5 protein-coding genes and 1 pseudogene are annotated in these 6,771 nt (G+C 63.3%); 3 read left to right on the plus strand and 3 right to left on the minus strand.

Features of this window, described 5'->3' with window-relative positions; translation table 11 throughout:
* Positions 1-58 precede the first annotated feature (58 nt).
* On the plus strand, positions 59-2,389 hold the full coding sequence (locus ACNFCH_RS11275; RefSeq protein WP_337157255.1) for an EAL domain-containing protein: 2,331 nt from the start codon (positions 59-61) through the stop codon (positions 2,387-2,389).
* A gap of 276 nt (positions 2,390-2,665) precedes the next feature.
* Here the strand turns inward: ACNFCH_RS11275 and ACNFCH_RS11280 are convergent, their stop codons facing one another.
* Together ACNFCH_RS11280 and ACNFCH_RS11285 are read right to left on the minus strand one after the other, a co-directional pair.
* Complete coding sequence (locus ACNFCH_RS11280; protein WP_337157256.1) at positions 2,666-3,802, minus strand: glycerate kinase; 1,137 nt, start codon at positions 3,800-3,802, stop codon at positions 2,666-2,668.
* A 117-nt stretch (positions 3,803-3,919) separates the two neighbouring features.
* Positions 3,920-5,017: a sugar diacid recognition domain-containing protein gene (locus ACNFCH_RS11285; protein WP_337157257.1), complete on the minus strand. Its 1,098-nt coding sequence runs from the start codon at positions 5,015-5,017 to the stop codon at positions 3,920-3,922.
* 162 nt (positions 5,018-5,179) lie between these two features.
* Between ACNFCH_RS11285 and ACNFCH_RS11290 the strand changes: the two are divergent.
* Positions 5,180-5,512, plus strand: a pseudogene (locus tag ACNFCH_RS11290) (MFS transporter); the annotation flags it as partial.
* A gap of 63 nt (positions 5,513-5,575) precedes the next feature.
* On the opposite strand, the gene ACNFCH_RS11295 reads toward ACNFCH_RS11290, so the two are convergent.
* Complete coding sequence (locus ACNFCH_RS11295; protein ID WP_416742783.1) at positions 5,576-6,277, minus strand: hypothetical protein; 702 nt, start codon at positions 6,275-6,277, stop codon at positions 5,576-5,578.
* 112 nt (positions 6,278-6,389) lie between these two features.
* Between ACNFCH_RS11295 and ACNFCH_RS11300 the strand changes: the two genes are divergently transcribed.
* Entirely contained in the window at positions 6,390-6,683 is a 294-nt protein-coding gene (locus tag ACNFCH_RS11300) for a hypothetical protein (protein WP_416742784.1), read from the plus strand.
* The last annotated feature ends 88 nt before the right edge of the window (positions 6,684-6,771 follow it).

Below are 6,771 nucleotides of genomic sequence, written 5' to 3' on the forward strand. Positions count from 1 at the left end.
CGACTGTCACCTTTCTGTCGTATTTTCCGAGCACTACCCAGGGTCGGGAACTTCAGCAGTGATTCGCCGTTTCTTATCGTCCGCAGGGTTGCTTCCCCTGTTGCTACTGACGCTCTGCGCCATCACCCTCGCTTTTCTATGGGGGCTGCACGTCACCCAGAAGGCTGCGTCGCGCCAGGATGCGCTGTCGGCCAAGGCTGCCGAGCACATGAACCTGGCCAGCATCGTCGCGCAGAACCTGCGCCAGTTGGTCGACCGCGCCCAAGCGGTGGGCCGGGTGACCCAGGACGACATGAAATCCCTGCGCCAGGGCAACCTGAGCCTGGCACGCATTCTCGCCGAAGACCCGGCGTTCAAGCGCATGAGCCTGTATGACCGCCAGGGCCGACTGCTCTCCTCCAGCCATGCCGACGAACCCCAAGCCCTGCCCCAGGACTGGCTTGACCAACTCAAGGTGCGGGTTTCCCACGATGGCTTCAAACCCTTCATGCCCCACATCGCCCCTGCCGACACGCCACCGTCCCGGCCCAGCTGGCGGCTGCCGTTCATTCTGCCGCTGACCGATGTGCGCGGGCGGGAGATCGACAGCATCCTGGTCGTGCAGCTGGACGTCGGCTATCTCGCCGTGCTGCTCCAGCACATCGACTTGGGCCGCACCGGGCTGATGCGCCTGCTCCAGGACGATGGCCAGGAGCGCCTGCGCATCGACTCCAGCGGCGTGGTGATGGCCGGCGACCGGTTGATGCCGAACCTGCCCGAAACCGGCGACGAGGCCGGGCTGCTCACCCAGTACAGCGTCGAAGGCGCCTACCAGAGCCTGTACCGTCGCGTCGCCAACCGAGGCTTCAGCGTGGTGGTGAGCCAACAGCACGATGAAATCCTCGCCTCTTCGGCGCTGACCTACGCCCGGCAGTTCTGGCTGAACCTGAGCATGACCCTGATGATTCTCGCCAGCCTCGCCTGGAGCCTGCGCCTGCTGGGCAAGCGCCAGGAGGCATTCAGCGCCCTGGAGCATGCCCAGCAGGTCAACCAGCAACTGATCGGGCGCCTGGAAGATGAGCATCGACGCAGCAGTCACGCCGCGGCCACCGATCACCTGAGCGGTTTGCACAATCGCCGGCAGTTCGTCGAAGTGGCGACCCAGGCTCTGGCCCGGCAACGGGGCAGGCGCCAGCTGATGGCGATCCTGTTCATCGACATGGACCGCTTCAAGTCGATCAACGATTCCCTAGGCCACAAGATCGGCGATCTGCTGCTGCAGGCCGTGGCCGGGCGGATCCAGCGCCTGCTGGATCCCGGCGACGAGGCCTCGCGCTTTGGCGGGGACGAGTTCGTGGTGCTACTGGCTGGCGAGCGCGATGAGGAACAGATCGACACCTGGGTGCGCGAGCTGGTCAGTAAGCTGTCGGCCACCTATGCCCTGGACGGCAAGGAGGTCAACACCAGCCCCAGCGTCGGTGTCAGCATCTGCCCGCGTGATGGCCAGGACATCGACACGCTGATCCGCTGCGCCGATGCCGCGATGTACTCGGCCAAGCAGGCCGGACGTGCTCAGTACCGCTTCTTCGACCCGTCCTTGAACGTGTCCGATATCCAGGCCTTCACCCTCGAACAAGCCTTCGGCATCGCCTTGGCCGAACGCCAATTCCTCCTTCACTACCAACCCCAGATTCGCCTCGACACCCTCAAGGTGCAGGGCTACGAAGCGCTGGTGCGCTGGAAGCATCCTGAGTTCGGCCTGCTTTACCCTGATCGCTTCATCGACATGGCCGAGCGCAGTGGTTTCATCGTCGAGCTGGGCTGGGAAGTCCTGCGCCTTGCCTGCGAAGAACTCGCCCGGTGGCGGGCACAAGGCCGAGATGCTCGGCTGGCGGTCAATGTCTCGGCCCTGCAACTGCGCCAGACGGACTTCAGCGAGCGCCTGCTGGCTGAGCTGCGTGACCATATCATCGACGCGCACCAGCTGGAGCTGGAAATCACCGAAACCACCGTGCTCGACCCCGAAGGCACCGCGTTGGAGCACCTGCACCGTCTGCGCCGCGCCGGTCTGGGTATCAGCCTGGACGACTTCGGCCGAGGCTATGCCGGCTTTGCCCATCTGCAATCGTTGCCGCTGACCAAGCTCAAGATCGACCGGGCGTTGATCGCCCCCTTGTGCAATAGCCACGACGACAGCCCGATCGTCTCGTCCACGATCATTCTGGCAAAACGTCTGGGCCTGGAGGTGATCGCCGAGGGCGTGGAGACCCGCGAACAGGTGGTATGCCTGAAGCTCGCCGGATGCGACACCGCCCAGGGCTACCACTTCAGCCGGCCACTTTCGCCAGCCCAATTGCTGGAGTACCCACCCTTCAGCGGCGCCCGGGAGAGCGCCTGTTGTCACCTCTGACGGCATCATGTGCGTCTGGGCACCCCGCGTCGCCTGCTTCGCGGCTAAAGCCGCTCCTACAATGACCGCGCATGCCCAGCAGGCTATGGCCAGCGCCGATAGATGCGATGCTGGTTTCGAGCCTTACACAAAACCTGTGGGAGCGGGTTCACCCGCGAACACCGGCAGAGCCGGTGCCAGGCACCGCGTCGCCTGCGTCGCGGGTAAACCCCACAAGGATCGCGCATGCTCAAGCACACCGCTGCCCCTTGGAAGGGCAGCGCGGCACCGCCGCGGTCAGCCCCGCGCCACCTGCCATAGTCGGGCGATGTCGCTGGCCCGCGCCTGGAGCAACTGGGCTGCCTGCGCGCACGCCTGTTCCAGGCTCATCGGCCCACTGGCCAGGGCGAAGGCCGCATCGATGCCATGGGCGTACAGCTGCTGGTAACCCTCCCCCAAGGTCCCGGCCAACACCACCACCGGCACACCATGACGCTTGGCCACCCGGGCCACGCCCATCGGGGTCTTGCCGCGCAAGGTCTGGGCATCGAAGCGCCCTTCCCCGGTGATCACCAGGTCCGCCCCCTGCACCAGTGCGTCGAGCCCTGCCAGCTCAGCCACCACCTCGACCCCAGGGCGGAACTGCGCCCCCATGAAGGCCTTGGCTGCAAAGCCCATGCCGCCTGCCGCACCACACCCAGGAAACTCACGCACATCCCCACCCAGCAATTGCGCGCACAGATCGGCAAAATGCCCCAGGGCCTGGTCCAGCGCCTGCACTTGCGCGGGGCTCGCCCCTTTCTGCGGGCCGAAGATCGCCGACGCGCCATTGGGGCCGCACAAGGGGTTGTCGACATCGGCCGCCACCTCCACCTGAACTTCCGCCAGGCGCGGGTCCAGATCACTGGCATCGATCCGGGCCAATTGACCCAAGGCCAGCCCGCCCTCCTCCAGTGCCTGGCCGTCGGCATCCAGCAGACGCAGGCCTAGCGCTCGCAGCATGCCGCTACCGCCATCGTTGGTGGCGCTGCCGCCAATGGCCAGGACGATGCGCGTGGCACCGGCGGCCAACGCCGCGGCGATCAGCTCGCCGGTGCCCCAGGTGCTGCTGCGGCAGGCATCGCGCTGGTCGGTCGGCACCAGTTGCAGGCCGCTGGCCTGGGCCATTTCGATGATCGCCGTGCGGCTGTGCACGAGCCAACCCCAGCCGGCCTCGACGCTCTGTCCCAACGGGCCGCGCACCACCTGACGACGCAACTCGCCGTGGCTGGCGGCCAGGATCGCGTCCATGGTCCCCTCGCCACCATCGGCCATGGGGCATTCGACCCGCTCGGCGTTCGGCCACACTTCAGCCAGGCCCGCACCGATGGCGCGTGCGACACCGGCAGCGTCGAGGCTGTCCTTGAACGAATCGGGGGCGATGACGACTTTCATGGGGATTCTCCTGTCCAGATACCCCGCATGCTGCCAGTTGTGGCGCAGCGCGGCCTCTGTCGAATGCACAAAAGCGTTGAGGTGTTGTTTGGGCGAATGCCTTTCGGAAGGAGCCGGTCACTGCGCCGGCAGCAGTTGCAACCCCAGGTACAGGCTGAGCATCCCTTCCAGGCGCAGCGGATCGACCTCGCTCACCTCGGCGATCCGCTCCAGGCGATACCGCAGGCTGTTGCGATGGATCCCCAGCGCATCGGCGCAGGCCTGGCTCTGCCCGTCGTGGGCGCACCAGGCGCGCAGCGTCGCCAACAGTTGCCCGCTGGCATCCTTGGCGCGAATGCGCTGCAAGGGCTCGAGCAGTTCATCCAGCGTGTCATCGTTGCGATGGCGCCAGAGCAAGGCAGGCAGGCGATAGCGAGACAGGCTCAACAGCCGCTCCTGGGGCAGGACCTCGCGCCCGTACGCCAGCAGGTCACGCACCCGCCGATAGCCACGGCGCAATTGCTCAAGGCTCTGCGCCGCATTGCCCAGCGCCAGGCGCTCGACCTGCCAGCCATGGCGTTGCAGGCGTTCGACCAGGCGCTGTTCATCCAGCGCGACGCCGGCCGGCCGGCACCACAGCAACGAATGCCGCGCCGGGCTGACGCACCAACTGTCGGGGAAGCGGCTCATCAACCAACCGGACAACGTCTCCGCGCTGGGGCCGGGTTCGAGTTCGAATAGGCACGGCACTCGGGCCAGCTGGGGCTTGAGGCCTAGCTGCTGGGCTTCATCGAGCAACCGTGGGGAATCACTGCCGCCACCGAGCAACAACGCCAGCAGGTCGTCGCAGCGCTGACGCCGCCACTGTTGCTCCACCTGCAAATGGCGCTGAGCCAGGAGCATCTCGGCGGTCATGCGCACCAATTCGCCATAAGTACGCAGCTGGTGCGGATCGCCCGTGAGCCCCAGCACGCCGATCAAGCGGTCATCGAGCATCAGCGGCAGGTTCACCCCGGGCTGCACGCCCTTGAGGCACTTGGCGGCGTCCACATCCAGCTCGACGATCCGCCCATTGGCCAGCACCAGTTGTGCGCCCTCATGGCGGGTGTTGATACGCTCCGGCTCACCGCTGCCCAGGATCAAACCCTGGCTGTCCATGACGTTGACGTTGCACGGCAGGATAGCCATCGCCCGGTCGACGATGTCCTGCGCCAGGTCGTGGTCCAGTTCGAACATTCAAGGGTCCTTGGGGTGATAGGCTTTGGTCGCCGGCACAGCAGGCCGAGCCAGAGGCTGTGCAAAAGCACAAAGACAGCCGCGCCGCGCTCACCGAGACTCGTCGTGGCGAGCGCCGGAACTGGCGACGCCGCGACAACCATAAAAAAAGAGAACCCGATCATGGCACACAGCCCCGCCCCTGACCAAGGCAAAGACATCACCCGCGATGCGCTGTACCGGCGTATCACCTTGCGGCTGATTCCCTTCATCTTCATCTGCTACCTGTTCAACTACCTCGACCGCGTCAATGTCGGCTTCGCCAAGCTGCAGATGCTCGACGCCCTGAAGTTCAGCGAGACCGTCTACGGCCTGGGTGCCGGGATCTTCTTCATTGGCTACGTGCTGTGCGGTCTGCCCAGCAACCTGGCACTCAACCGCTTCGGCCCGCGGCGCTGGATCGCGGTGATGATGATCGCCTGGGGCACACTGTCGACCTGCCTGCTGTTCGTCACCATAATACCCCGACCGAACCGAAACGCTCTACCTTCGCTGTGATATGCGGCGTGGTGCTGGGTGTTATGCCAGTAATAGACGGTTGATGGAGTCCAAGCGCCCTTGACCATGGCACTTCAGGAAAGCAATTCGATCTGTAGGCTTGTCACCCTTAAAGCTTTCCAACCCTAATCGCTCCATATCCATCCAAAACAGCACAACGGCATCCACGAATCCCGCCAGTAGGTGTTCTGATACGAATAGGCCATGTACTGAACCGCTTGCCTGATCCGGCCAGAGATGGGGCCACTTCACGAACAACTCCCTCGATGAACGCCCTTCCCCATGGCGACAAACATTCGCCATAAGATGGAGCACGGTAAGCATTTCGTAGGAGCTAAAGGATTGAAGGTCGATTCCCCTAACGTCAAGGAAAAGGGCATCCATACGCTCTCCCCACTGAGCTGACTGCAGGCGATGCGGATCAATATCGGCTATCGGCACACACTTAACACAGTTACTCAGGTACGTGCGAAGCTGCCGCTCCCACAGAGCCTGGATCGAAAGGCAGAATGCTGTGGCGGTCTTGTTTATCAGGTCGAGCTGATCCATGGCAGCGAAGCCGTAAAGCACTGGATCATCACTTGCTGCGTACTCCTGATGCTTGTTAGTTAGCGCCGCCAACGATGGCCGCACCACCAGCTCCAAGAACTCAATGGCGATCAGATCATTTCGAGCGGCATAGGCATCGGCCCAACCGTGCTTCCAGAGGAGCGGCGTAAGCATGTCCAGTGTCTCTAGCTCAGGGCTTCACAGATTAGCAGCTTGATAGCTGATGCATATGGCAATCAGCCATGCACATTCGTATCATCGCTGTACCATGACTCGGGGGTGCGGGATGAAATCAAGAATCGGGACCGCTATTGCTTTAGCAGGTGCACTGGCCGGCACTGAAGCCAATGCAGACGGAAACGCACTATTAGCTCAGTGCCAGCAAGTAGCCAGAGTGATGGATGGTGCACAAGTTGGTCCGAACACCGACATGGTTGGCGCCGGGCAGTGTTTAGGTATGGTGGAAGGGGTCAGGAATACTATTACTCTTCTTAATACCGCGCTACCCCAAGGATATAGGATTTGTTTTCCAGATAAAGGTATCACAAACGGCCAAGCTGAATCGCCCCTGGTTTTCTAGACACTCTCCAAGCTCAGGAAATAGCGTTTCTCATACTCTACTGGAGACAGCTGCATAGCACTGCTGTGTCGGCGTTTAGGGTTATAGA

Source organism: Pseudomonas sp. NY15354 (assembly GCF_048068075.1).
Taxonomy (GTDB): Bacteria; Pseudomonadota; Gammaproteobacteria; order Pseudomonadales; family Pseudomonadaceae; genus Aquipseudomonas; species Aquipseudomonas guariconensis_C.

What these genes read in the sequence shown, in the direction of transcription:
- ACNFCH_RS11280 (WP_337157256.1), bottom strand. Translation starts at nt 3,802, where the DNA reads ATGAAAGTCGTCATCGCCCCCGATTCGTTCAAGGACAGCCTCGACGCT.
- ACNFCH_RS11285 (WP_337157257.1), bottom strand. Translation starts at nt 5,017, where the DNA reads ATGTTCGAACTGGACCACGACCTGGCGCAGGACATCGTCGACCGGGCG.
- ACNFCH_RS11295 (WP_416742783.1), bottom strand. Translation starts at nt 6,277, where the DNA reads ATGCTTACGCCGCTCCTCTGGAAGCACGGTTGGGCCGATGCCTATGCC.
- ACNFCH_RS11300 (WP_416742784.1), top strand. Translation starts at nt 6,390, where the DNA reads ATGAAATCAAGAATCGGGACCGCTATTGCTTTAGCAGGTGCACTGGCC.